The organism is Candidatus Brevundimonas colombiensis, from assembly GCA_029202665.1.
Classification (GTDB): Bacteria; Pseudomonadota; Alphaproteobacteria; order Caulobacterales; family Caulobacteraceae; genus Brevundimonas; species Brevundimonas colombiensis.
The window spans coordinates 809,207-832,380 of the sequence record CP119326.1 but is presented as its reverse complement, the minus strand read 5'-3'; the positions used below and the strand labels follow the sequence as shown (position 1 = coordinate 832,380).

The window sequence follows — 23,174 nt, the reverse complement described above, 5'->3', positions numbered from 1 at the left end:
AATTCTGTTGACTCAGTCGGTGAATTCCTCTGAACTCTAACCGAAATACTCCGAAACTCCACCGTTCAGCGTTGACTGAGCGACCGGGCGGCTGCGCGGGAGGTTAGTCATGCCTGCCTTTGAGAGGATGTCCTGGCACCGACGCTGGCTTGCGCTGGACGACGCGCACAAGCGGCAGGTGGAAGCGTGGGACAGGTTGAACGCGCATCTGGAGCGCCAGCCGGGATGGTTCGCCCTGTCCGAGGACTACAAGGCCGAGGTGCAGCGGCTCTGCGGCCTAGCCGAGATCGAGGACCGCATGCGGGTGATCCATCGCCGCCTGCGCCGGTCCCTGCGGGCCCTGCCAAAGACGCCATGCCGTGACCTTGACGGGGTGGTCGCCAACCTCCGGGTCGCGGAGCGGCTTCTGCCGCCCGAAGAGAACCGCATCGTGCATGGGCTGATCGTTCGCGCCGCTCGCGATCTGGTGCAGATCAGGGACGCCCAATGAGCCCGCGTCGGCGCCGCAGGGCGCGGCCGATGACAGAGGCCCAGAAGGACCGCCTCAAGCAGACGATCCTCAACCTGCCGCCGGACACGCGGGACTGCTTCCTCCTGCACCGGATGGCGGGCATGACCTATGACCAGATCGCCGATCAGTTCGGCATGAAGCCGGAAGTGGTTCAGGCCCATCTGGCGGAGGCCTTGCTCCAGATCATGCGGGCCATGCCTCCCGCAAAGGTCTGACATGGCCGCCCCGACAGACCTGCGCCTGTGTCGCCGCCTGTGGGCGGGGCTTGGCGCGGGCCTGTCTTTGCGCGCGGATATGCGCGGAGGGGTTGGTCGTACGATTGGGCTGTGGGGGATGGATGCTGTTCAGCCGATTATGGCCGGATGTCCGTCCCGCCGCAGGATGAAGGTCGTTCGCCGGGTCAGGGGCGACGCGGATTATTCGCCGTCTCCGACACCCTGCCTCATGATATTCCCATCACCGACGAAGAGGTCCGTGTCCTCGACGCATGGTTCGGCGACCTGCTGGACGAACTGTGGGGGCTGGAGGGCTGATCACCACAGGAGGACGGCATGACCATCCACGCCCCGATCAACCCGGAGGCCGGGACCAACGTCCAGACCCGCGCCGCCCTCTACCTGCGGGTCTCAACCGGCCGTCAGGCCGACAGCGACCTGTCCATCCCCGACCAGCGCCGTCAGTTGCAGAGTTACTGCCAGTCCAAGGGCTGGGATGAGGCCGCCGAGTATGTGGAGCCGGGCAATACCGCAACCGATGACCGGCGTCCGTCCTTCCAGTCGATGATCGAGGCGGCGCTGACCAGGCCCGCCGCCTTCGACGTGATCGTGGTGCACAGCTTCTCGCGGTTCTTCCGCGATCAGTTCCAGTTCGAGTTCTACGTCAGGAAGCTGGCCAAGAACGGGGTGAAGCTCGTCTCCATCACCCAGGACCTGGGCGACGATCCCATGAGCACCATGATGCGCCAGATCATGACGCTCTTCGATGAGTACCAATCGCGCGAGAACGCCAAACACACTCTGAGGGCCATGAAGGAGAACGCCCGTCAGGGGTTCTGGAACGGCGCCCGGCCGCCCATCGGCTACCGCGTGGTCGAAGCCGGTCAGCGCGGCGCCAAGATCAAGAAGACGCTGGAGGTCGATCCGCTTCAGGCCGAGACCGTCAGGACCATCTACCGTTGGGCGCTGAGGGGCGACGGCCAGAGCGGCCCGATGGGGCTGAAGGCCATCACCAACCGTCTCAATGATCGCAACATCCGTACGCGGGACGGCGGACGCTTTGGCATCGCCGCCGTCCACCTGATCCTGACCCGCTCGACCTATATGGGCGAACATCGCTTCAACACCCGCGACCACTCGACCCGCAAGGCCAAGCCGGAGTCCGAACACGCCATCATGGTCGTGCCGCCCATCGTCTCGCGCGAGGAGTTCGAGGCCGTCAGGGCGAGGCTCACGGCCCGCAATCCCCGATGGACTCCGCCCGGCGTGTCGAGCGGGCCGAACCTGCTGACCGGCATCTGCTTCTGCGGCGTCTGCGGTGGGGCCATGACGCTCCGGACCGGCCGGCGCAGTGCGGGCGGTCAGTACCGTTACTAAGCCTGTTCGACCAAGGCCCGGATGGGGGAGGTCGGATGCAAGGGCATGGCGGTGCCGATGCACAAGCTGGACGAGGCGATCATCGCCCATCTGGAAGACCGGTTGCTGGAGCCAAGACGGCTCGAGCAACTGATGGAGCAGCTTCTGGATCGGCGGCAGGAGTGGGCCGATCAGAGGCGCGGGCATGTGACCGAGCTCAGGAAGCGGGCCACCGAGGCGGAGGCCAAGTTGAACCGCCTCTACGAAGCCATCGAGAACGGCATGCTGGCTCCGTCAGACGGCTCTCTCAAGGAACGGGTGGATGAACTGACCCGCATCCGCGATCAGGCGCGCATCGACGCGGACCGCATCGTCTCCTCGGTCGAGCGGCTGGCCCCGACCATCACGGCCGACAGCCTGCATCGCTTCGCGCTGGCGGCGCGCCTCAAGTTGAGGGATCGGGAATGCGGCTATCGCCGCGACCACCTGCGCGCGCTGACACAGCGCGTAGAGGTGATCAGCAAGACCGAAGCCCGCATCATCGGCTCAAGAACCGACTTGCTCAGAGCCTTGGCGTCCAGTGATGGCGGGGATCCCGCCCACATCGGCGGAGTTCTTGGTTTTAAACCGAAGTGGCGCACCCGACAGGATTCGAACCTGTGACCTCTGCCTTCGGAGGGCAGCACTCTATCCAGCTGAGCTACGGGTGCGTGCGCGGCGTGACGCCGGAAAGGCCGCTTACAGCATGGCGCGGGCGGCCTCAATCCTGAATAAGCGTCTTGCGGCCTTTCGCGAGCTTATTGCGCGGTCATGCCGCCGTCGATCTTGAATTCGGAGCCGGTGACGAACTTGGATTCGTCCGACGCCAGATAGAGGACGCAATAGGCGACATCGTCGGGTTCGCCGATCCGCTTCAGCGGAATGCCGCGCGCCAGGCGTTCGTGGGCCTTGTCCTGATCGCCGCCGGCCATGGCGATGAAGGGATCCAGGATCGGGGTCTTGATGAAGACCGGGTGGACCGAGTTGCAGCGCACGTTCCAGTCGGCCTTGGCGGCCTCCAGCGCTAAGGTCTTGGTGTACATCCAGACGGCGGCCTTGGTGGCGTTATAGGCGCCCATGCCGGGGGCGGCGGCCAGGCCGGCGATGGACGAGATGTTGACGATCGACGCCGGGGCCGAGGCGCGCAGGTGCGGCATGGCGTGTTTCGCGCCCAGCATGATGGAGCGCAGATTGATCTCGTACTGACGCTGCCAGTTCTCGACAGTGTCCTGTTCGACGAAGGCGAGGGGGCCGCCGACGCCCGCGTTGTTGACCAGAACCGACAGGCCGCCCAGGTCCGCGACGGCGGCGGCCATGACCCGTTCCCAGTCGGCTTCGCTGGCTACATCATGGGCATAGGCGAAGGCGGCGTCGGCGATCTCCGCATTGATCCACGCGGCCAAAGCCTCGGCGCGGGGACCGTCGATGTCGGTCACGGCGACGCGGGCGCCCTCGCGCGCCATCATCACGGCCATGGCTTCGCCCAGGCCGCCGGCCGCGCCGGTGATCAGGACGGTCTTGCCGGAAACGCGGCCGGGGCGGGATTGAACGGGCGTGGTCATCAGTCGTGTCCGTTGCTGGGCGTCAGGTCGCTGGTGATGGAATCGATGAAATGCGCCAACTGGACGTCGTGGTCCGTCACCCCGTCGGCGTCGTGGGTCGTCAGCAGGATTTCGACGCGATTGTACACGTTGAACCATTCGGGATGGTGGCCCATGGCTTCCGCCTGCATCGCGACGCGCGTCATGAAGGCGAAGGCGGCGCTGAAGTCGTGGAACAGCACGGCCTTGACGATGGCGTCGCGCCCATCCTCGCCCGGCTTCCACCCCTGAAGCCTGGCGCAAGCCGCCTTGGCGCCGATTTTGCCGTCCATTCCGCCTCTCCCAGCACGATCTCTGTCGGTTCCGGTCTGGCGTAGGGCGCCCGCAGGCGTGCGGCAAGCGTCGGGAACGTCTGGCCAAGCTTGGGCGTTGAGTTCCCGAATAAAGCGTGACCGTGCGCATGGCCCGACCGGCCCTGGCGGACGGGGTCATTGAGGGCGGCCAAGGAGATGATGATGGACAATCTGTGGATCGCCGCCCTTGACGCGGCAGACCGCAAGCGGATCGAGCCTCACCTCAAGCAGGGCCAGATTACGCGCGGTCAGATGCTGTACGACGCGGGCGAGGCGGTTGACCGGGTTTGGTTCCCGATCAAGGGCGTGGTGTCGCTGATGACGGTTTTGCCCGACGACAAGATGGTCGAGACCGCCGCCATCGGACGCGAAGGGCTGATCGGCGTGACGTGCGGCCCCCTCAACGCCCGCGCCGCCAGCCGCGCCATCTCCCAGCGCGACGGCGTGGCCGCCTATTGCTCGGCCGAGGTGTTCGGCGAGGCGCTGGACAAGAGCGAAAGCCTGCGCCTGGCCCTGTCGCGGTTCACCGAAGGGCTGATGGCCCAGGTGCAGCAGGCCGCCGCCTGCAACGCCCAGCACCGGCTGGACGAACGGCTGGCGCGCTGGCTGCTGACGCTGCACGACCGGGCCGAGGACGACCGTTTCGACCTGACCCAGGCCGACATCGCGGGAATGCTGGGGGTGCGTCGCGCAACCGTCTCCGAAGTCGGTTCGGTGCTGGAGGGCAAGTCGCTGATCCAGCGCGGACGGGGCTGGGTCAAGGTTCTGGATCGCGACGGTCTGGAGGCGGCTTCGTGCGGGTGTTACGGCCTGATGCGCGATGTGATGAAGGATCTGGAACTGCCTCAGCCGCAAGCCGCCTGATCGCCGTCTGATCGGGTGACGGCGGCGCGGCGACGCGCTAGACGATGCGGATGACCGACGCCTCCTCACACGGCCCGCATTCGTCGGGCGATCGTTCCTCCTTCGGATTTCGTGACGTCGACGCGCGCGAGAAGGTGAAGATGGTGCGCGGGGTCTTTGATTCCGTGGCCTCTAACTATGATGTGATGAACGACCTGATGAGCGTGGGCGTCCACCGCATCTGGAAGGACATCGCCGCCGCCAAGCTGAACCCCCGTCCGGGCGAGACCGTTCTGGACGTGGCGGGCGGCACCGGCGACATGGCCCGGCGCTATTCGAAAATGGCGCGCGCGGCGCAGGAGCGGCGCGGCGGCGAGGACGCCAATGTCATCGTCATGGACTACAACGCCGAAATGATCCTGGCGGGCGTCCACAAGGGCGGCGAGCCGGAGATGAGCTGGTCGGTCGGCGACGCCATGAACCTGCCGCTGCCGGACGCCTCGGCCGACGCCTATTCGATCAGTTTCGGCATCAGGAACGTGGCCCATATCGACAAGGCGCTGGCCGAGGCGCGGCGAGTGCTCAAGCCCGGCGGCCGTTTTCTGTGCCTGGAGTTCTCGCGTCCCACGACCACGCCGATCCGCAAGGTCTATGACGCCTGGTCCTTCCACGCCATACCGCGCATCGGCGGATGGGTCGCCAAGGATCGCGACAGCTATCAGTATCTGGTCGAAAGCATCCGACGCTTCCCCGATCAGGCGGCGTTCAAGGCGCTGATCGAAGATGCGGGTTTCCGCCGCGTCTCGGTGACCAATCTGTCGGGCGGGATCGCCGCCATCCACCATGGATGGGCGATCTGACCAGCCGAATCTATCGCACGGCCCCGCCGCCGCCCGCGACGGTGGCGGTCCAAAACCCTGTGGGGTCTTTCCTGCGCCTCTTGGGCTGGCTGTGGGTGCTGGCGCGCCATGACGCCCTGCTCCCGCGTGAGATCACGCCGCTGCTGCCCGCATGGACGCGGCCATTCGCCAGGTTCGTGCAACTGTTTTCCGGTCGCGCCGGTCGCCAGGGCCGCCCCGGCCAACGACTGGGCAAGGCGTTCGAGCATCTGGGGCCCGTGGCGATCAAGCTGGGTCAGGTTCTGGCCACGCGCGCCGACATCTTCGGCCTGGAGTTCGCCCGTGATCTGGGCCGCCTGAAGGACGCCCTGCCCCCCTTCCCGCTGGACGAGGCCCGGCGCGAGATCGAACGGTCGCTGGGTCGGCCGGTCGAAAGCCTGTTCACCGACCTGGGGCCGGCGGTCGCCGCCGCCTCCCTGGCTCAGGCGCACCGTGCGACCCTGGCCGACGGTCGCGCCGTGGCGGTCAAGGTGCTGCGGCCGGGGGTGGAGCGTCGCGTCGCCAACGGTCTGGACTCGATGCGGCTGGCCGCGCGGCTGGTCTGGCGGCTGGTTCCGATGGCGCGGCGGCTGGAGCCTTCGGCCTTCGTCGAGACCATCGCCAATTCGCTGGACCTGGAACTGGACATGCGGCTGGAGGCCGCCGCCGCCAGCGAGATGGCCGACGTGCTGGCCAAGGACGGTTATATGTCCGCCCCGGCCGTGATCTGGGATGGCGTGGGCAAGAGGGTGCTGACCATGGAGTGGGCGCAAGGCGTGCCCATGACCGATCCGGCCCTGCTCGACCTGGCGGGTCTCGACAAGAATCTGCTGGCCGACAATGTCGTGCGCGCCTTCCTGGTTCAGGCGCTGGATCACGGCGTCTTCCACGCCGACCTGCACGAGGGCAATCTGTTCGCCAGCGCGCCGGCGCATCTGACCGCCATCGACTTCGGCATCGTCGGACGCCTGGGCCCGGCCGAGCGGCGCTATCTGGCCGAAATCCTGTGGGGCTTCATCAGCCGCGACTACGACCGGATCGCCCGCGTGCATTTCGAGGCCGGCTACGTCCCCGCCCACCATTCGGTCGAGACCTTCGCCCAGGCCCTGCGCGCGGTGGGTGAGCCGGTGATCGGGCGCGCCGCCAGCCAGGTGTCGATGGGCCGGCTGTTGGGTCAGTTGTTCGAAATCACCGCCCTGTTCGACATGCGGCTGCGGCCAGAGCTGATCCTGCTGCAGAAGACCATGGTCTCGGTCGAGGGGGTGGCCCGTCGGCTGCAACCCGATCACGACCTGTGGAAGGCCGCCCAGCCGGTGGTCGAACGCTGGATCCGGCGCGAACTGGGCCCGCAGGCCCAGGCCCGCGACGCCTTGAACGAGATGATCGCGGCGGCGCGCGCCATCTCGCGCCTGGTCCAGGAACCGCCGCGTCCGACCACGGTGGTCATTGAAAAGTCGGGAACTCCGGCTTGGCTGACGGCTTCCGTCACCGTCGCGGTCATCGCGGCCCTGACGGCCCTGGGCCTTTCGCTCTGGCCCTATCTGACCTGACCGGAGGCCTCTCATGACCACGATCCTGACCAAGACCCTGCTGGGCGCCGCCCTGATCCTGACGCCCGCGCCGGCCCTGGCCCAGGCGGCGGCCGCCTCTGTGCCCAACGCCTTCGACCGTCCCGCCCAAACGCAGACGCAGGCGACCCCCGCACGGCCTGCGCCGGCCGCCCCTTCCGCCGCGACCCCGGCCGCCGCGCCCGACATCGCCCGGTCGGAAGAGGCCCTGCGCGGCGTGATCGCCGACGTCCAGGGCGCCGGCTTCGACTATTCCGACTTCACGCCCAATCTGGCCACGCAGATCCGCCAGCAGGCCGCCCAGGTCACCACGCTGATCAAGGGCTTCGGCGCGGTGAAGACCGTCGAATACAAACGTCAGGAAGGCGAGGCCCAGTTGTTCAAGGTCACCTTCGACAATCAGGCCACCGAATGGGTGATCGGCTTCGACGCCGACGACAAGATCGCCGCACTGTTGTTCCGCCCCGCCGAAAGCTGAGCCTCAGGCCTCCGTCGCGGGCGGCGCATCGTCGTCCGGGATGGGGCCGGTCTGGTGATACAGGCGCGCCGCCGCATAGCAGGGCGCCACGGTGCAGGTCTTCATGATCAGGCGCGCGGTATAGGTTCCGTTCGCCGCCGGTCGGATATTTATGACTGGCGCGGAATCCGGCAGGGTGTCGCGTTCGACGATCTTGCCCGCCGGATCGAGCAGCTCCATGTCCATGTCGGAACATTCGGAATCGCATTCGGCGATGAAACGATAGGTCTCGCCCCGTTTCAGGCCCACGGTCCAGGCGTGAACCTGGGTGGGTTGCAGGGCGACGACAATGTCTTGGACGCCGGGCATGGGCGAAAAGCCCTTGGCCAGTTCCTTGGCGGCTTCGTCCAGATAGTTGCGCGCGACGCCCTCGATCTCGCGCCGATCCTTCTCGGACAGGGAAACCTGGGGCGTCGCGGCGATGATGGCCTTGTCCTGTTCCGATTGGGCGGGAACCGGCGCAGCGGCCGGCGCCGGATCGGGACTGTCCTTCTTGCGGATTTCATACTGGTCGCAGGCGCCCAGCGCCGCCGTCGCCAGCATCATTCCCGCCGTCATCGCTCGAAATCGCCGCATGCGCGCCTCGCTCAACCGTTGCTGTATTCCCTGAACGATGGTTGACGCAGGATGTTCCGGCGCCTCAGTCGTCGTGACGCGGTTTGCCCCGGCCGGACTTGATCGAGGCTCGCGTGGTCTTGGCCTTCAGCCGCCGCTCCTTGGAGGCTTTGGTCGGGCGGGTCGGCACGCGAAAGACCGGCCGGACCGAGGCGGCGTCCACCATTTCCTGCAACCGGGCCATGGCGTCGGCGCGGTTGCGCTCCTGGGTGCGGAACCGCACGGCGTTGATCAGTATGACCCCTTCCTGTGTCAGCCGACTGCCCGCCAGCTTCATCAGCCGCGCCTTCACCGGCTCGCTCAGGGAGGTCGAGTTCTTGACGTCGAACCGCATCTGGACGGCGGTCGCCACCTTGTTGACGTTCTGCCCGCCCGGGCCGCCCGCGCGGTAGAAGTGAAACGCCAGTTCGTCCTCGGGAATGACGGTGGTCATGGTTGGCTCGGGGCCGCCGCCTTGCGCGCCTTGACCACGGCCTGATCCAGCGCCTGCAGGAAGCGCGAACGGTCGGCGGCCGAGAACGGCGGCGGGCCGGACGTCGCCACCCCCATCGAGCGCAAATGCTCGCCAACCATCCGCCCCGCCAGGGCCGAGCCGATGGAATCCGGCGTGAACGGCTGGCCGTTGGACTTCAGCGCCTGGGCGCCCGACTTCAGGCAGCGGTCGGCCAGAGGGATGTCGGCGGTGATCACCACGTCGCCCACGACCGCGCGTTCGGCGATCCAGTCGTCGGCGATGTCCGGCCCGGCGTCCACCACCACCTGTTCGATCAGCGCCTCGCGCGGGACCTGCATCCAGGTGTTGGAGACCACATAGGTCTTCAGCCCATAGCGCCGGGCGACACGATACACCTCCTCCTTCACGGGGCAGGCGTCGGCGTCGATGTAGAGCACGGTAGGCATGGGCCTGACCTAGCGCGGACGCGGCCAATGAAAAAGGGGCGGGGCCGTGCGGCCCCGCCCCTTTCCGTGTAACCGAAACGGTCTTCAGTTCCGATAGGCCGGCGGCATCGGCGTCTGCTGGCGATAACGGTCGCGCAGCAGCAGCGGGCGGCTGGTCAGCGGTTGTTCGACGCCGTTGACGAAGATGACCGAGGGCTGGCTCAGCGGCTCCAGCGGATCGCCGGACCAGACCACCACGTCGCCCGCCGAGCCCGGCGCGATCTGGCCGAACTGCCCCGCCATGCCGAAGATCCTGGCGGGATTGACGGTCAGGGCGGCGATGGCCGCCTGATAGGGCAGGCCGTGCGACACCGCATTGCCGGCGTTGTATCGGGCGTCGCGGGCGCGGTGGGTGGACCCCTCGTTGCCCTTGATGGCGATCAGCACCCCGGCCGCGTTCAGGGCCGCCGCATTCTCCATCCGCGCCGCCCGCATCTCGAAGTCGGAGGGCAGGTTGTCGATGGGGTTCAGCAGCACGGGCACGCCCGCCGCGGCGATGTCGCCCGCCACCAGCCAGCCTTCCTCGGCGCCGTCCAGGATCAGCTTGATCCCTTCCTCGCGCGCCAGACGCAGCACCTGCTGGATGTCCGAGGCCCGGTGGACGGTGACGATCAGCGGCAGGTTTCCGTTCGCCACCGGGATCAGGGCCTCCAGGTCTGCGCGCGACAGGCTGAGGTTACGCAGGGCCGCGCGGTCGTAGGCGGCCTTGTTGCGGGCGTAGAGCCGAACCTCGGCCATCGTCTCCTTGAACAGGACGAACTGGGCGCCCCGCGCGCCGCCGGCGACCGCCGCGCCCGCCTCGCCAAAGGGCGCGACCATGGCCACGCGCGGCTTGACCAGAATGTCGGCCCCGCCGCCCGCCAGGTTGATGATGGCGGCCTGACCGGCGAACAGGCCGGGCGTCTGATAGCCGCCGTCCCCGGCGCCGGCCGTCTCGTCCTCGTGAACATGACCGCCCGACGAGCCGGGATGCTGGGGCACGACGACGGCGCGGGTGATGCCGCCCAGCCGCGCGACCGGCAGGGTGAAGGACCAGGGGTCCAGCCCGTAGGAGATGTCGAAGGCGGCGCTGAGCGTATTGGCGCTGTTTCGCAGTTCGTTGGTGCCGCGCACCGAACCGACCTCGGTTCCCGCCAGACCCGAATCCACGGCGACGAAGCCGGGAGCCACGGTCTTGCCCACCGCATCGATGATGCGCGCGCCCGATGGGGCGGCGCCCGTCCCGACCGAGACGATCTTGCCGTCGCGGATGACGACCGTGCCGTTTTCGATCACCGAAGTCCCGGTCAGGATGCGGCCGCCGACAATGGCGATGGCTTCCTGAGCCAACGCGGGCGCGGCGAGCGCCAGGGCCGCGACGGCGCCGGCGAGAATGTGTGACAGGCGCATCAGCGGGCTCCTTCCCTGACGTTGGCGGCGGTCAGACCATAGCCGGGCTGGCCCAGCTCGAAGTCGCTGGTCGGCTGATAGGCGGGGTCGGCCCGGTCGAAGGCCAGGGCGCCGTCGATGAAGACCTGATCGGCGCGGGCGTAGATGGAGAAGGGATCGGCGCTCCAGATCACCACGTCCGCGCGCAGGCCCGGCGTCAGCGACCCGGTCTGGTCGGCGATGCCGATGGCCCTGGCGGCGTTGGACGTGAACCAGCCGACGGCGTGTTCCTCGGAGATGTTCAGTCCGGCGCGGCGACCGGCCGACAGGGCGGCGGCGGCCTCCTGGTTCAGGCGCTGGGTCAGAAGGGCGTCGTCGGAGTGGATGACCGCGCACGATCCGGTTTGCGCGTCGACCAGGGCGGCGTTCTCCTCGATGGCGTCCAGCGCCTCCATCTTGAAGCCCCACCAGCCGGTCCACATGGCCGCGCAGATGCCCTGCTGGGCCAGTTGCGGCGCCAATTTGTAGGCTTCGGTCGCGTGGTGGAAGGTGGCGATATGGTAGCCGAACTCCTTGGCCATATCCATCATCAGCGCCATCTCGTCGGCGCGGTAGCAGTGGTTCTGTATCAGGATCGAGCCGTCCAGAACGCCCGCCAGCGTCTCGTTCTGCAGGTTGCGGGTCGGGGCCGCGCCCTCGCCGGTCTCATGCCACTTGTCCCACTTGGCCTTGTATTCGCGCGCGGCGATGAAGGCGGCCCGGTAGCCGGCCATATTGCCCATGCCGGTCGCCGGGCTCTGGTTGCGGCTGCCATAGACGCGCGACGGGTTCTCGCCGCAGGCCATCTTGACCGTATAGGGGGCGGCCGGGAACTTCATGCCCTGCATGGTGATGGACGGCACGTTGCGGATGGTCACGCCGCGTCCGCCGAACAGATTGGCCGAGCCGGGCAGGATGTGCATCGTCGTCACGCCGCCGGCGCGGGCGGTGTTGAAGCCGGGGTCCTGGGGCCAGATCGAATGTTCGGCCCAGACCTGGGCGGTGTTAGGACTGGTCGCCTCGTTGCCGTCGCTCATGCCTTGCACGCCGGGCGACGGATAGACGCCCAGGTGGCTGTGCACGTCGATGACGCCGGGGGTGACATAGCGACCGCGCGCATCCACGACCTTATAGCCCGCAGGGACGGGAGTGGAGGCGTCGCCGACGGCGGCGATCTTGCCGTCCGTGACCACGACCACGCCGTTGTCGATCTTGCGGTCCGTGCCGGTCAGGACGGTGGCGCCGACCACGGCGAAGTTCTCGCGCGGCAGCGGCCGATAGGTCGAGGGATAGGGGTCCAGCGTCGTCGCCGGGTCCAGACCCGCGTCCAGCGCGCGATCCCGCGCGGGTTTGGCGGACGCGCTCTGGTTTGACGGCTGGCCCGGGGTCGCGCAGGCCGACAGGCCCAGCATCGCGCACGTTATGGCCGCGAGGCTGGCGCCCCGCAGATGATGTCCGATCATCGTTTCCCCTTTTCCCGATGACGCGACAGCCCGACGCGTCTTGCGGCTGTCATAGAAGGGTGTTCGGCGCGCACCGTCAAAAGGTTTTCCGCCTTCGCCCGACGCCTTGCCTAGACGCTGGGCGCCACGACGGCTAACGGCAGGCGGATGAGCTCCGAAGACCGTCCTGAGGACGAAAACCCCCATCTGGACCGCCCGCTGCGGTCGTTCGGCCGCATCAAGGCCCGTCCGATCAAGCCGCGTCAGGCGGCCCTGATGGACACGTTGTTGCCCGCCATCGCCGTGCCGGATCCCAAGGCCGGACCGCTGGACCCCAAGGCCATGATGCCCGGGGCGATCGAGGTCTGGCTGGAGATCGGTTTCGGCGGCGGCGAACATATGGCGGCCCAGGCGGCGCGGCGCCCGGACGCCCTGGTCATCGGCTGCGAGCCCTTTTTGAACGGGGTGGCCTCGGCGCTGCGCCATGTCGAGGAAGGCGGGCTGAAGAATGTCCGCATGCACGCCGACGATGCGCGCGACGTGGTGGACGCCCTGCCGGACGCCTCGGTCGACCGGGTGCTGATCCTGTTCCCCGATCCCTGGCACAAGGCGCGCCACAACAAGCGGCGCCTGTTGCAGGACGAGACGGCCCAGGCCTTCGCCCGCATCCTGAAACCGGGTGGAACCCTACGCTTCGTCACCGACTGGCTGGACTACGCCGAATGGGCGCTGGAGCGGTTGGAACGGACGCCGGGGCTGGAGCGGATCGGCCCTGCGGACCAGGACTGGTTCGTCCCGCCCGCCGACCACGTCGTCACCCGCTATGAGGAAAAGAAGCTGGGCGACACCACGCCGGTCTTTTTGGAATACAGGCGCAAGCAGAACGTCTAACGATTGACGGTTGAACGCCGAGGACAGGCAGACGCCGACGTCGGAGTATCGAGGATCGGCTGCTCTGGAGCATGCGACATGAAGCGGTCTTTCAATCTGTCGGGGCTCTGTCTTAGCGCCCTGATCGCTCCGGGCCTGTCTCTGATTTTTGTCCTTGTCGCAGCGCTGGGCCTGGCGATCCTTGATTGGGTCATGTCCGCATCTGACGCCGGCGTTTCTCTCGCATCTGCGGGTCATGTCGTTGTCACTCTGGCGGCCATGATCCTTCTGGTGACTCTTTGGGGGCTCTTGCCGTCGATCATGTTCGGCGCGGCCGGTTGCTGGGTGGCGGAACGCTATCTGCGGTCCAAGGCTTGGTGGGTGTGGGGGCTCGCAGGACTGACCACATCGGCGGCCTATGTCGCGGCGGCGGTGGCGTGTGGTCGACTGTCTTCGAAGCTCAGCTTTCTCTTCGCGCCCTGGCTTTTTGTGATGGAACAGGGGCAGACGTACAACGACAAGCCGGTCTGGCCCTGGAACCCGACCTTGATTGGCGTTGTCGCCGCGCTCCTTGCAGCGGGCTTCGTGGCCGGTTCGCTCTATTTCCGGCTTAGCCGAGGCGGCTGGTCATCAAAGAGGGCTGACAAGCGTGCGTGAAGGGCCTATATGGCGCTTCACATCGTTAGACCGGCGTCCAACGGCGTCGTTTTAAGCGGCGGCCCGGACGGACCGCCGCTTTTGTTTTGGATATTCGTCGCTTGCGCGCAAAGACCGCCCAGGATCGCCAACTGCTTGAGCTGATCGACCCCATTGCGGAGTCGCTCGGCCTGGATGTCGTGCGCGTGCGTCTGATGACCGGCTCCAAGCGCCAGCGCCTGCAGATCATGGCCGAACGCCCGTCCGACCATGATATTTCGGTCGAACAATGCGCCAAGCTGAGCCGCGCGGTGTCGGAGGTGTTCGACGCCGCCGATCCGATCCCTGGCGAATATATGCTTGAGGTTTCGTCGCCCGGCATCGACCGGCCCCTGACCCGCCCCGTCGACTTCGACCTGTTCGAGGGCGAGGAGGCGCGGCTTGAGACGGACCGCATGATCGAGGGCCGCAAGCGGTTCAAGGGCGTGCTGGCCGGTTTTGAGGATGGCAACGTCCTGATCGACCTGGACGGCGAGGAAGACACCGCCCTGATCCCGTTCGACTGGCTCAGCGACGCCAAACTGGTTCTGACCGACGCCCTGATGAAACGGGGCGCCGCCATCCGCGCCGCGCGTGGCGAACCTGAAGACGACGGCCTGCCCGAGGGCGCGCCTGACCAAGCAACAACCGACACCACGACCCCTTCTGAGGACAACGCCTGATGGCCGTCACCGGTATTTCCGCCAACCGCCTCGAACTGCTGCAGATCGCCAATGCGGTCGCCCAGGAAAAGAATATCGAACGCGAGATCGTCATCGAGGCGATCGAGGAAGCGATCCAGAAGGGCGCCAAGTCGCGTTACGGCGCGCATCACGACATCCGCGCCAAGATCGACCACAAGACCGGCGAACTGTCCCTGACCCGTCACGTCACCATCGTCGAGGACGACTGGATGCCAGAGGACGAGCTGGAAGAGTTCAACGACAGCGCCATGGTGCGCCTGAAGGACGCCTCCAAGCGTGATCCGGAAGCCGAGGTCGGCAAGGAATATGTCGAGGTCCTGCCGCCGTTCGAGTTCGGCCGCGTCCAGACCCAGATGGCCCGCCAGGTCGTGACCGGGAAGGTCCGCGAGGCCGAACGCGCCAACCAGTACGAAGAGTTCAAGGATCGCGTCGGCGAGATCGTCAACGGCACGGTCAAGCGCGTCGAATACGGCAACACCATCGTCGACCTGGGCCGGGGCGAAGGCGTCATGCGCCGCGATCAGTCCATCCCGCGCGAAGTGTTCAACATCGGCGACCGCATCCGCACCTACATCTATGACGTCCGGCCCGAGGCCAAGGGGCCGCAGGTCATGCTGTCGCGCGCCCATCCGGGCTTTATGGCCAAGCTGTTCGCCCAGGAAGTTCCGGAAGTGTACGACGGCGTGATCGAAATCCGCGCCGCCGCCCGCGACAGCGGTTCGCGCGCCAAGATGGCCGTCCTGTCCAACGACAGCTCGATCGACCCCGTGGGCGCCTGCGTCGGCATGCGCGGCTCGCGCGTTCAGGCGGTCGTCGCCGAACTGCAGGGCGAGAAGATCGACATCATCCAGTGGAACCCGGACGAGCCGACCTTCATCGTCAACGCTCTGGCGCCCGCCGAAGTGTCCAAGGTCGTCATGGACGAAGAAGCCGGCCGCGTCGAAGTGGTCGTGCCGGACGAGCAGCTTTCGCTGGCCATCGGCCGTCGCGGCCAGAACGTGCGCCTGGCCTCGCAACTGACCGGCTGGCAGATCGACATCATCACCGAGGCGCAGGATAGCGAGCGTCGTCAGCGCGAGTTCAGCGAGCGCACCAGCCTGTTCCAGGAAGCTCTGGACGTGGACGAGGTCATCGCCCAGCTGCTGGTCACCGAAGGCTTCGCGACCGTCGAAGACCTGGCCTATGTCGACGCCTACGAAGTCGCCGAGATCGAGGGCTTCGACGAGGAAACCGCCGAGGAGCTGCAAGCCCGCGCCCGCGACTTCCTGGACAAGAAGGCCGCCGAACTGGACGCCAAGCGCGTCGAGTTGGGCGTCGAGGACGCGGTTCTGGAGGTGCCGGGCGTGACCCTGGCCATGGCCGTCGCTCTTGGCGAAGGCGGGGTGAAGACGGTCGAGGATCTGGCCGACCTGGCCACCGACGAAATCCGTGGCGGCTACGAAGTCAAGAACGGCGAGCGGGTGAAGGTCCCCGGAGTTCTGGAAAGCTTCAACCTGGCCCAGGAAGACGCCGAACTGCTGATCCTGCAGGCCCGCGTCGCCGCTGGCTGGATCGACGCTTCGGAACTGCCGCAGCCCGAGCCGGAAGCGTACGAGGAAGAGGGCGAATACGCCGAAGGCGAGTACGACCCCGATCAGGTGTTCGGCGATGCGCCGGAAGCCGAAGCCGACGCGGCCGCCGAGGACGATGCGTCGTCCGACGCCGACCAGTCGCGCGACGCGTGATGAAGGACCTGGCCGTACATGAGCTTGCGCGACGCGACGATCGATAGGGAACGCCGGGACCTCGTCTCTCACGAGGTCATGGATGAATCTCGTCTGATCCGTTTCGTCGCCGGGCCTGACGGCCAGGTGGTTCCCGACCTGGGCAGGAAACTGCCCGGGCGCGGCCTGTGGGTCGAGGCCAGCCGCGCCTCGGTCGAAGCGGCGGTCAGGAAGAACGGCTTCACCCGCGCCGCCAAGACCCGTCTGAACGCCCCCGCCGACCTGGCCGATACGGTCGAGCGGCTGCTGGCGCGGCGCTGTCTGGACCAGCTGGGTCTTGCCCGGCGCGAAGGCGTGCTTATATCCGGCTTCGAAAAATCCGCCGCCAGCCTGCGTTCGGGCAAGGCCGCCTGGGTGGTCGAGGCCGCCGACGGCGCGGCTGACGGGCGCGGAAAACTGCTGGCCCTGGCCCGTCACCAGACCGCCAAGGTCTGCGGCGCATTCACGGCGGACGATTTGAGTTTGGCCCTTGGGCTGGAAAATGCGATACACGCCGTCCTGCTTGCGGGCGGACGGGCCGATCGCTGGACCATCGAGGTCGAACGACTGGCTGGATTTCGGCCGCTTCGCCCTTCTCACTGGGAGGTTTCCGGTGGCGAGGACGGATCGGCGGGAGCGCTCCCCCCAGGGGCGAGCTGAGGATTTTGGCGGCCGAGGGCCTGTCTCCCAGGACGGAGACGGGCTCACGGTCGTTCATGGGTATTGGATGACGACGGCGGGATTTTCCGCCCCGAGTAAAGCGACCGGATGAGCGACGAAAACGACAAGACCAACCAGGGCCAAGGCGCGGGACAAGGCAATGCAGGAGGCACGCCCTCCCAGTCGGGGCCGCGCGCCCCGCTGAGCCTTAAGCCGCGCGCCGCGGGCTCGGTTTCGACGGGCACGGTGAAACAGAGCTTCAGTCACGGCCGCTCCAAGACGGTGGTGGTCGAGACCAAGCGTCGTCCCGGCGCCGGCGGTCCGCAACGGCCGCAAGGCTTTGACGTCGCACGTCCGCAGTCGACGGCCCAAGCTCCGCGTCCGCAGGGTCAGCGTCCGTCGCAACCCGCCGGCGGCGCCCTGTCGGCCGAGGAACAGGAAGCACGCCGTCGCGCCATCGCCCTGGCGACGCAGGCCAACGCCGCCAAGGCTGACGCCGCCGCCGCCGCCAAGGCCGCCGCAGACGCCGCCGCGCGTGAGCAAGCCGCCGCCACCGAACGCGCCGCCCAGGCTGCACGCGACGAGGCCGCCGCCGCCAAGGCCGCCGCCGAAGCCGCCCGCGCCGAGGCCGCCAAACTGGCCGCCGCCGCGCCCCAGCCGGCCAAGCCCGCGGCCAAGCCGACCGCCCCCGTCGCTCCGACGCCGGCTCCGGCTCCGGCCGCTCCTGCTCCGACGGCCGCCGCCCCCCCCGCGCCTGCCGCTCCGGCCCGTCCGGCCGCGCCTGCACGCCCGGTCGTCAACTTCGGTCAGCGCGTGCCCAAGCCGGGCAATCCGCAACGCGCGGCGGCGGAACGTCCCGCTTTCGGCGGCCGCTCGGCCCGTGAACAGGCGATGGGCGGTGGTGAACGGTCGTATACGGATCGTCCGCAATCGACCGAACGTCCGCAGGCCGATCGTCCGCAAGGCGCCCGTCCCGGCGGTCAGCGTCCGCAGGGCGCCAAGCCGGCCGAGCCCGTCCGCTATTCGGCCCTGAACCCGCGTCCGGCTCCCGGCGCCGCCCGTCCCGGCGGCCCGCGCACCGGCCCCGGCGGCCGCGCCGCGCCCAACGCTCCGCCGGCCACGCCGGAAGTGGCGCGTCCCAGCCGCGCGCCCGGCGTCGGCTTCGGCCGCCCGGTCGGCCGCGACGACGATCGCGAGAAGCGTTTCTCCGACGCCGGCAAGGCGGTCAGCCGCACGCGCGGCGAACCCAAGCGCCGCGAAGGCCGCATGACCATCCAGTCGGTGGTCGGCGACGGCGACGCCGCCGAGCGCATGCGTTCCCTGGCCTCGGTCCGCCGCGCCCGTGAACGCGAGAAGGAAAAGCGCAAGGGCGGATCGACCGACGCGCCGAACCGTCCGCGCGAAGTGGTCATTCCCGACGTGATCACCGTGCAGGAACTGTCCAACCGGATGGCCGTGCGCGGCGTCGACATCATCAAATTCCTGATGCGTCAGGGCATGATGATGAAAATCAACGACGTGATCGATTCCGACACCGCCGAACTGGTGGCCGAGGAGTTCGGCATGGCGGTCAAGCGCGTCTCGGAATCCGACGTCGAAACCGGCTTCATCGCTGAGGCCGACGACGAGTTCGCCACCGAGACCCGCGCTCCGGTCGTGGCCATCATGGGCCACGTCGACCACGGCAAGACCTCCCTGCTGGACGCTCTGCGCACGACCGACGTCGCGGGCGGCGAAGCTGGCGGCATCACCCAGCACATCGGCGCCTATCAGGTGCGTCTGGAAGACGGCCAGAAGGTCACCTTCCTGGACACGCCGGGCCACGCCGCCTTCTCGGCCATGCGGGCGCGCGGCGCCACCGTGACCGACATCGTGGTTCTGGTCGTCGCCGCCGACGACGGCGTCATGCCTCAGACCATCGAGGCCATCCAGCACGCCAAGGCCGCCGAGGCCCCGCTGATCGTGGCCGTCAACAAGATGGATAAGCCCGGCGCCACGTCGCAGAAGGTCGTCAACGAGCTGCTGCAGTACGAGGTCATCGCCGAAAGCCTGGGCGGCGACACCCAGATCATCGAGGTGTCGGCCAAGGAGCGTATGAACCTGGACGGCCTGTTGGAGGCCATTCTGGTCCAGGCCGAGGTCATGGACCTGCGCGCCAACGCCGATCGTTCGGCCGAGGGCGTGGTCATCGAGGCCAAGCTGGACAAGGGCCGCGGTCCCGTCGGCACTGTCCTGGTCAAGCGCGGCACGCTGAAGCGCGGCGACATCGTCGTGGCCGGCGGTTCGTGGGGCAAGGTTCGCGCCCTGCTGAACGAACGCAACGAGCAACTGACCGAAGCCGGTCCGTCCGTCCCTGTCGAGATCCTGGGTCTGGACGAGGCCCCGTCGCCCGGCGACGTCTTCGCCGTGGTGGAATCCGAAGCCCGCGCCCGCGAGCTGACCGAATACCGTCAGCGGGTGAAGCGCGAGAAGGCCCAGGTGTCGGGCGGCTCGGTTTCGCTGGTCGATATGATGGCCAAGCTGGGTTCGAAGAAGGCCTCGGAACTGCCGGTCGTCATCAAGGCGGACGTGCAGGGCTCGGCCGAAGCCATCGTGGGTTCGCTGGACAAGATGGGCACGGACGAGGTGCGCGCCCGCACGGTCTATTCCGGCGCCGGCGGCATCACCGAGAGCGACGTCAACCTGGCCAAGTCGGCCGGTGCGCCCATCCTCGGCTTCAACGTCCGCGCGTCCAAACAGGCCCGCGACCTGGCCGAGCGCGAAGGCGTGGAGATCCGCTACTATTCGATCATCTACGATCTGCTGGACGACATTAAGGGCGTTCTGTCCGGCATGCTGGCGCCGTTGCAACGGGAAACCTTCCTGGGCAACGCCGCCGTCCTGCAGGTGTTCGACATCTCCAAGATCGGCAAGATCGCGGGTTGCCGCGTCACCGAAGGCGTCGTGCGCAAGGGCGCGCGCGTCCGTATCATCCGCGACGACGTGGTGGTGCTGGAACTGGGCGTGCTCAACACGCTCAAGCGCTTCAAGGACGAGGTCAACGAGGTGCCCTCGGGCCAGGAGTGCGGCATGCAGTTCCAGGGCTTCCAGGACATCAAGGAAGGCGACTACATCGAGTGCTTCACGGTCGAAGAGATCAAGCGCACCCTGGACTAGGTCCAGGCCGCAGCACCGAGAGAGACAGGCCCGGAACCCAGGTTCCGAGCCTTTTCTTTTGCCTCGACCCGCGCAAGATGCCGACCGTCGTCGCGGGGGGCGTATTGCATGGCCATGCCACATCTGTCGTCCGGCGACTTCTTCGGCGCGGCCGCGCGGACCGTCGAGGCTGGCGGCTTCCGCGTCGGCCTGTGGATCGCCAGCCGTCCGCCAGAGGCCGTCGACGGCCACGCCCATGACGACGCGGCGTTCTCACGCCTTCGCGTTCGGCGTCCACCAGGTCGTTGAGGAGGCGGTGTTCGTGCCCAAGCCGGGCGCCAGCGTCGAGCGAGACGCCTGGCTGGTGGGGCCGTCGGTCAATCTTCGCGAAGGCCGGACCGAACTGCACGTGTTCGACGTGGCGCGCATCGAGGACGGGCCCGTGGCGACATGGCGGGCGGACGCGGTCTTGCCGGCCGGATTCCACGGCGTGTGGGCGGGATGAAGGCGGATCGGCACAACCTTTGCGGGCCTTCACGGTTCGAAAAGGCTGATGTGCCAAGGTGACGCCATGACCCCCGTCCAGACGCCCGCCGATCTTCGACCGATCACCGCCCTGCGGTTCGGCGCCGCCATATGGGTGGCCATCTACACCTTCTGGGAAAATCTGGCGGGCGCGGGCGCGTCCGACCTGGTGGCCAAGGGCTATCTGGGGGTGGAGCTGTTCTTCGTCCTGTCCGGCTTCATCCTCAGCCATGTCTATTTGCAGGCGGCGGGCGAGAAGCGGTTCTCCTATCGCGGCTTCCTGTGGGCGCGGGTGGCGCGGGTCTATCCGCTGCATCTGTTCACCCTGATCGGGGTCGGACTGCTGGCGACCGTGGCCATGGCCGCAGGGATGAGCGTTGATCCGAATGTGCGGAACTGGTCAGCCCTGCCCGCCAATCTGCTGATGGTCCACGCCTGGGGTCTGGCGCCCGTGGCGGGCTGGAACCATCCGTCCTGGTCGATTTCGGCGGAATGGTTCGCCTATCTGTGCTTCCCGCTGTTCGCCTTCGTCTTCTGGCGGATGCGGTCGCGGCCGGTCGCGGCCGCCCTGGGCGCCGCCGCCTTCATGGTCATTCTCTATTTCGGGTTCGAGCAGATCGCGGGCTTCTCGCTGACCGAGGCGACCATCCAATGGGGCGCGTTGCGGATCGTGCCGTGCTTCGCCCTGGGGTGCGCCCTCTATCTGGTCTATCGCCGCGCGCCGCTGAAGGCGCCGTGGCTGTGTTCGGCCGTGTCCTTCGGCCTGATGGTGCTCAGCGCCGCGCTCGGCTTGTGGGACGGGGTGACGGTGCTGCTGTCCGGCGCCTTGATCCTGTCGCTGGCGTCCTTGCCGAACGCGCGCGCCGGATGGCTGGCGTCCAAGCCCGCCGTCTATCTGGGTGAGATCAGCTATTCGGTCTATATGGTCTGCGTGCCGTGGAAGCTGTTGTCCGTAGGACTGGCGTCCAAGCTGTTCGATGCGCCCGACAAGCAGTTTCAAATTTTCGTGTGGTTGGGGATTGTCGCCTTGTTGCCGGTCGTGGCGGCGGCGTCCTATCATCTGGTCGAACGCCCGGCGCGAAAGGCTTTGCGCGGATTGGCCGAAAACAAAGCCCACAGCGCAATCCACAGTCGATCGCACGGCGATATGCCGAAACAACTTGCTACCGGGCGTGATCCCGTGGCCTAAAAGGGGTCCGAGAAACGGGTCGGGACACCCTAAGCATGACGAAACGGCTCAAAGCCGCCGCGGTTGCGGCGACCCTCGGTTTTTTCGCCCTGGGCGCCGCCCCATCCACCGCTAAAGCCGATGAGCCGTATTGGCAGTGCGTGACCTTCGCGCGCATGTTCTCGGGTATCAATATCTTCGGCGACGCCTGGACCTGGTGGCGTCAGGCCACCGCCAACTTCCGCACCGGCAAGGCCCCCGAGACCGGATCGGTTCTGGTCTTCCGCCCCGAGGGCCGCATGAGCCGGGGCCACGTCGCGGTCGTCTCCGACATCCTGACCGATCGCGTGGTCCGCGTGACCCACGCCAACTGGGGCGGCAGCCGCGGCAAGGTCGAGGAGAACGTCACCGTCGTCGACGTCTCGCCGGCCAACGACTGGTCTCAGGTCAAGGTCTGGTACAATCCGATCAACGATCTGGGCACCACGGTCTATCCGACCTACGGCTTCATCTACAAAGGCGCCCGCGACGCCTTCGACGCCGGTCGTCAGATGGCCGCCAACGTTTCGGCCCAGGGCCAACACTAAAAACCCCCTGGCTTGCGCCGTCCGCCCCGGCGGGCGATAGGCGGTCATGACCCAATCCAGCGACATCACCTACGCCGGTTATCTGGCGTTGGACGACCTGCTTTCGGCGCAGCATCCGCTGTCGGATCAGCACGACGAGATGCTGTTCGTCATCATCCACCAGACCAAGGAACTGTGGCTCAAACAGATCCTGCACGAGGTGGCCCTGGCCCAGTCGATGGTGCGGGCCGGTGATCTGGTGCCCGCTTACAAAAGCCTGGCGCGGGTGTCGCGTATCCAGGCGGTGATGACCCAGAGCTGGGACATACTGTCGACCATGACGCCCACTGACTATCTGCGGTTTCGCGGGTCGCTCGGTTCGTCCTCGGGCTTTCAGAGCGACCAATTCCGCCGGCTGGAGGCCATGCTGGGGCTGAAGGACGCCAGTTTCCTGAAGTTCCACACCGACCGGCCACAGGCCCTGGCCGCGCTGGAGGCGGCCATCTCGGCGCCCAGCCTCTATGACGACGCCTTGGCGCAGATGGCCAAGGCGGGCCTTGCCGTGCCCGCCGAGGTGCTGGATCGCGACGTGACCCAGCCCTATGAGCCGTCCGAGGCGGTCGAGGCGGCCTGGCTTGAGGTTTACCGCGACACCGAAACCTACTGGGCGCTGTATCAGCTGGCCGAGAAGCTGGTCGATCTGGACGACGCCCTGCTGACCTGGCGGCATAAACATGTGGTGACGGTGGAACGGATCATTGGCCGGCGTCGCGGCACCGGCGGCACCGAGGGCGCCGCCTATCTGGCCTCGACCCTGACAAAGCGCTGTTTCCCCGAGCTATGGTCGCTTCGCACCAAACTTTGATGTCGCAGGGCGAAACCTTCCCTGCGCCCGTCCATTTCGC

At 67.3% G+C, this 23,174-nt stretch carries 26 protein-coding genes and 1 tRNA gene; 19 read left to right on the top strand and 8 right to left on the bottom strand.

The window, feature by feature from the left end:
- Nucleotides 1–109 precede the first annotated feature (109 nt).
- The 5 genes from P0Y50_03895 (at nt 110) to P0Y50_03875 (ending at nt 2,745) form a co-directional block, all read left to right on the top strand.
- Nucleotides 110–490 carry a hypothetical protein gene (locus P0Y50_03895; GenBank protein ID WEK40764.1) on the top strand — a complete coding sequence of 127 codons (381 nt, stop codon included), beginning with the start codon at nt 110–112 and terminating at the stop codon, nt 488–490.
- 29 nt (nt 491–519) lie between these two features.
- Nucleotides 520–726 (top strand): sigma-70 family RNA polymerase sigma factor, encoded by a 207-nt coding sequence (locus tag P0Y50_03890; GenBank protein WEK40763.1) that lies wholly within the window; start codon nt 520–522, stop codon nt 724–726.
- A gap of 147 nt (nt 727–873) precedes the next feature.
- The gene (locus P0Y50_03885) at nt 874–1,044 is read left to right on the top strand and encodes a hypothetical protein (GenBank protein WEK40762.1); all 171 of its coding nucleotides are present in this window, start codon (nt 874–876) and stop codon (nt 1,042–1,044) included.
- Between the two features lie 18 nt (nt 1,045–1,062).
- Nucleotides 1,063–2,103: a recombinase family protein gene (locus tag P0Y50_03880; protein WEK40761.1), complete on the top strand. Its 1,041-nt coding sequence runs from the start codon at nt 1,063–1,065 to the stop codon at nt 2,101–2,103.
- A 45-nt stretch (nt 2,104–2,148) separates the two neighbouring features.
- Complete coding sequence (locus P0Y50_03875; protein ID WEK40760.1) at nt 2,149–2,745, top strand: hypothetical protein; 597 nt, start codon at nt 2,149–2,151, stop codon at nt 2,743–2,745.
- Here the strand turns inward: P0Y50_03875 and P0Y50_03870 are convergent.
- From P0Y50_03870 to P0Y50_03860, 3 genes are all read right to left on the bottom strand, one after another.
- A tRNA-Arg gene (locus P0Y50_03870) sits at nt 2,716–2,792 on the bottom strand. The genes P0Y50_03875 and P0Y50_03870 overlap by 30 nt on opposite strands.
- A gap of 87 nt (nt 2,793–2,879) precedes the next feature.
- Nucleotides 2,880–3,683, bottom strand: coding sequence for an SDR family oxidoreductase (locus P0Y50_03865; protein ID WEK40759.1), 804 nt, complete (start codon nt 3,681–3,683; stop codon nt 2,880–2,882).
- Nucleotides 3,683–3,994, bottom strand: coding sequence for a 4a-hydroxytetrahydrobiopterin dehydratase (locus P0Y50_03860; GenBank protein WEK40758.1), 312 nt, complete (start codon nt 3,992–3,994; stop codon nt 3,683–3,685). The genes P0Y50_03865 and P0Y50_03860 overlap by 1 nt, the downstream gene beginning before the upstream one ends.
- Before the next feature lie 159 nt (nt 3,995–4,153).
- On the opposite strand from P0Y50_03860, the gene P0Y50_03855 reads away from it, so the two are divergent.
- From P0Y50_03855 to P0Y50_03840, 4 genes are read left to right on the top strand one after another with little or no spacing between them, the layout of a single operon-like run.
- Nucleotides 4,154–4,879: a Crp/Fnr family transcriptional regulator gene (locus tag P0Y50_03855; GenBank protein ID WEK40757.1), complete on the top strand. Its 726-nt coding sequence runs from the start codon at nt 4,154–4,156 to the stop codon at nt 4,877–4,879.
- Between the two features lie 50 nt (nt 4,880–4,929).
- Nucleotides 4,930–5,718: a class I SAM-dependent methyltransferase gene (locus tag P0Y50_03850; GenBank protein ID WEK40756.1), complete on the top strand. Its 789-nt coding sequence runs from the start codon at nt 4,930–4,932 to the stop codon at nt 5,716–5,718.
- The gene (gene ubiB, locus P0Y50_03845) at nt 5,706–7,286 is read left to right on the top strand and encodes a 2-polyprenylphenol 6-hydroxylase (protein ID WEK40755.1); all 1,581 of its coding nucleotides are present in this window, start codon (nt 5,706–5,708) and stop codon (nt 7,284–7,286) included. Before P0Y50_03850 ends, ubiB begins: the two co-directional genes overlap by 13 nt.
- Nucleotides 7,287–7,299: 13 nt before the next feature.
- The gene (locus P0Y50_03840; protein ID WEK40754.1) at nt 7,300–7,782 is read left to right on the top strand and encodes a hypothetical protein; all 483 of its coding nucleotides are present in this window, start codon (nt 7,300–7,302) and stop codon (nt 7,780–7,782) included.
- A 3-nt stretch (nt 7,783–7,785) separates the two neighbouring features.
- On the opposite strand, the gene P0Y50_03835 is transcribed toward P0Y50_03840, so the two are convergent.
- From P0Y50_03835 to P0Y50_03815, 5 genes are all read right to left on the bottom strand, one after another.
- Nucleotides 7,786–8,397 carry a hypothetical protein gene (locus P0Y50_03835; GenBank protein WEK40753.1) on the bottom strand — a complete coding sequence of 204 codons (612 nt, stop codon included), beginning with the start codon at nt 8,395–8,397 and terminating at the stop codon, nt 7,786–7,788.
- A 64-nt stretch (nt 8,398–8,461) separates the two neighbouring features.
- On the bottom strand, nt 8,462–8,869 hold the full coding sequence (arfB, locus tag P0Y50_03830; GenBank protein ID WEK40752.1) for an alternative ribosome rescue aminoacyl-tRNA hydrolase ArfB: 408 nt from the start codon (nt 8,867–8,869) through the stop codon (nt 8,462–8,464).
- A complete protein-coding gene (locus P0Y50_03825) occupies nt 8,866–9,336 on the bottom strand; it encodes a YaiI/YqxD family protein (GenBank protein WEK40751.1) in 471 nt (156 codons plus the stop codon). Before P0Y50_03825 ends, arfB begins: the two co-directional genes overlap by 4 nt.
- A gap of 84 nt (nt 9,337–9,420) precedes the next feature.
- Nucleotides 9,421–10,764, bottom strand: a complete 1,344-nt coding sequence (locus tag P0Y50_03820) for an amidohydrolase family protein (protein WEK40750.1) — start codon at nt 10,762–10,764, stop codon at nt 9,421–9,423.
- Nucleotides 10,764–12,245, bottom strand: coding sequence for an amidohydrolase (locus P0Y50_03815; protein WEK40749.1), 1,482 nt, complete (start codon nt 12,243–12,245; stop codon nt 10,764–10,766). Before P0Y50_03815 ends, P0Y50_03820 begins: the two co-directional genes overlap by 1 nt.
- A 147-nt stretch (nt 12,246–12,392) precedes the next feature.
- Here P0Y50_03815 and trmB point away from each other — a divergent pair, with 147 nt between their 5' ends.
- The 10 genes from trmB (at nt 12,393) to P0Y50_03765 (ending at nt 23,134) form a co-directional block, all read left to right on the top strand.
- The gene (gene trmB / locus P0Y50_03810; protein ID WEK40748.1) at nt 12,393–13,115 is read left to right on the top strand and encodes a tRNA (guanosine(46)-N7)-methyltransferase TrmB; all 723 of its coding nucleotides are present in this window, start codon (nt 12,393–12,395) and stop codon (nt 13,113–13,115) included.
- 78 nt (nt 13,116–13,193) lie between these two features.
- Nucleotides 13,194–13,751 (top strand): hypothetical protein, encoded by a 558-nt coding sequence (locus P0Y50_03805; GenBank protein ID WEK40747.1) that lies wholly within the window; start codon nt 13,194–13,196, stop codon nt 13,749–13,751.
- 101 nt (nt 13,752–13,852) lie between these two features.
- On the top strand, nt 13,853–14,452 hold the full coding sequence (rimP, locus tag P0Y50_03800; protein ID WEK40746.1) for a ribosome maturation factor RimP: 600 nt from the start codon (nt 13,853–13,855) through the stop codon (nt 14,450–14,452).
- Nucleotides 14,452–16,197, top strand: a complete 1,746-nt coding sequence (nusA, locus tag P0Y50_03795) for a transcription termination factor NusA (protein ID WEK40745.1) — start codon at nt 14,452–14,454, stop codon at nt 16,195–16,197. Before rimP ends, nusA begins: the two co-directional genes overlap by 1 nt.
- A gap of 18 nt (nt 16,198–16,215) precedes the next feature.
- Nucleotides 16,216–16,875: an RNA-binding protein gene (locus P0Y50_03790; GenBank protein WEK40744.1), complete on the top strand. Its 660-nt coding sequence runs from the start codon at nt 16,216–16,218 to the stop codon at nt 16,873–16,875.
- 108 nt (nt 16,876–16,983) lie between these two features.
- Nucleotides 16,984–20,031, top strand: coding sequence for a translation initiation factor IF-2 (gene infB / locus P0Y50_03785; GenBank protein ID WEK40743.1), 3,048 nt, complete (start codon nt 16,984–16,986; stop codon nt 20,029–20,031).
- Between the two features lie 235 nt (nt 20,032–20,266).
- Nucleotides 20,267–20,515: a carotenoid oxygenase family protein gene (locus tag P0Y50_03780; GenBank protein WEK40742.1), complete on the top strand. Its 249-nt coding sequence runs from the start codon at nt 20,267–20,269 to the stop codon at nt 20,513–20,515.
- Nucleotides 20,516–20,581: 66 nt separating this feature from the next.
- A complete protein-coding gene (locus P0Y50_03775) occupies nt 20,582–21,724 on the top strand; it encodes an acyltransferase (GenBank protein ID WEK40741.1) in 1,143 nt (380 codons plus the stop codon).
- A 35-nt stretch (nt 21,725–21,759) separates the two neighbouring features.
- Nucleotides 21,760–22,290: a CHAP domain-containing protein gene (locus tag P0Y50_03770; GenBank protein WEK40740.1), complete on the top strand. Its 531-nt coding sequence runs from the start codon at nt 21,760–21,762 to the stop codon at nt 22,288–22,290.
- Nucleotides 22,291–22,336: 46 nt separating this feature from the next.
- Nucleotides 22,337–23,134, top strand: a complete 798-nt coding sequence (locus tag P0Y50_03765) for a tryptophan 2,3-dioxygenase (GenBank protein ID WEK40739.1) — start codon at nt 22,337–22,339, stop codon at nt 23,132–23,134.
- The last annotated feature ends 40 nt before the right edge of the window (nt 23,135–23,174 follow it).